Annotated in this window: 1 protein-coding gene; it reads left to right on the forward strand. The window is 55.5% G+C overall.

Features of this window, described 5'->3' with window-relative positions; genetic code table 11:
- The first annotated feature begins 303 nt into the window (after nt 1–303).
- Complete coding sequence (locus tag WCI03_15315; protein ID MEI8141220.1) at nt 304–1,680, forward strand: AAA family ATPase; 1,377 nt, start codon at nt 304–306, stop codon at nt 1,678–1,680.
- Nucleotides 1,681–1,759 lie beyond the last annotated feature (79 nt).

Here is a 1,759-nt window from a genome sequence, read left to right on the forward strand (position 1 = left end):
CGTAATACATGAGGGACAGCGTAAATGGCATGCGAGTGTAGATTCTCGTGAACGGAGCCGGGTTGACCACAAAACCGGATGCCGTAGGATGTCCGCGTCAGTATTCAGGAGTCAGTCTCCGTGGGCTTCGGAATTGGGGGGGTAATCCGAATTTCAGAAAAGGATAGACAGGAGGGACAGGATACTCCCTGCGATTAGTGCGGATAAGTGTTGTAATAACAACACGTTGTTATTGACATGGCTGTGATATTTCTTGATGTTGTTTTGTTTTGAAGAGCTATGGTGAATGAAAAGCGAGGATTTATGAAGCGATCTGCAGCAACTTTTCTCGACAAATGGATCAAAGATTCTGATCGAAAACCCCTTGTCTTGCGTGGCGCCAGGCAGGTGGGCAAGACGTGGTTGGTTCGGGACCTTGCTCAAAGGCATGGGCGGATCCTCGTTGAACTAAACATGGAACGTCGCCCGGAACTGGCGGAGCACTTCCGGTCAAACGATCCGCGCCGTGCGATTTCTGACCTTTCGGCTGATCTGGGTATTCCTGTCTCTCCTGAAACCTGCTTGCTGTTCATTGATGAAGTACAGGCCACGCCTCATTTATTGGCCTTCCTGCGGTGGTTCTACGAAGACATGCCGGAGATGCCGGTTGTGGCGGCAGGCTCGCTGCTGGATTTCGCGCTTCTCGAGCATGAGTTCAGTATGCCGGTCGGGCGCATCTCCTACTGCTACTTGGAACCGGTTTCGTTTTACGAGTATCTGGATGCGTCCGGTAACGAGTTGTTGAAAACGGCGCTCATCGCCGCCGGGGAAAACTTCGAACTCAACCCCCGGCTTCACCAACGCGCTCTTGAATGGTTCTCTGAATACTGCCTGGTCGGGGGCTTGCCGGAAGTCGTCTCGGACTGGATCGAGAAGCGGGATGATGTGCGACGGTTGCAACTCCAACGCGACTTGATCGCGACCTACCGGGACGACTTCAGCAAGTACAGCGGGAGGGTCCCGGCTACCCTATTACGCGGGGTTATGGATGCCATTCCGCGACAATTGGGCGGTCGGTTTGTGTACAGTCATGCTGATGTGGAGGCCAAACATCGCGACCTCAAGCAAGCCTTGGAACTGCTGCGGTTGGCCCGCGTCTGTCATCGCGTTGACCACACAGCCGCCAACGGGTTACCTCTTGGAGCCGAGACGAATCCAGGGCTATTCAAGGTGATTCTGGTGGATGTTGGCCTGGCCGCAGTTCAGTTGGGGCTTTCGCGGCTTGATCTGCGGGATCTAAACGCCGTGGTTTGGGCCAACAAGGGCGGCATTGCGGAGCAGTTCGTGGGTCAACATCTTCGCTGCCTGTCACAGGCTTGCGAAGATCCAAGGCTTTTTTACTGGCAGCGTATCGAAGGACGCCAGGGTGAAATTGACTATATCATTCAGCACGGAAGCCATGTCATACCCGTCGAGGTCAAGGCAGGCAAGGCCGGGGCCATGAAGTCCCTTCACGCCTTCATGCATGGCAAGCAGCTTAGCTGCGCCTTGCGCCTGGACGTCAATCCTCCTTCATTCCAGGAGGTGGATGTGCAAACCACCACCGGCGATCCCGTCCAGTATCGCCTCCTCTCCCTTCCGTTATACATGGTCGAAAGCATCCCTGCTGCCATTCAGTCACACTTTCCTAACCCGGCATAGCCGGAACAGTGGGCAGGGGGCAGTGGGCAGTGGGCAGTGGGCAGTGGGCAGTGGGCAGTGGGCAGTGGGCAGTGGGCAG

This window comes from bacterium (assembly GCA_037143175.1).
Taxonomy (GTDB): domain Bacteria; phylum Verrucomicrobiota; class Kiritimatiellia; order CAIKKV01; family CAITUY01; genus JAABPW01.

What these genes read in the sequence shown, in the direction of transcription:
- WCI03_15315 (MEI8141220.1), top strand. Translation starts at nt 304, where the DNA reads ATGAAGCGATCTGCAGCAACTTTTCTCGACAAATGGATCAAAGATTCT.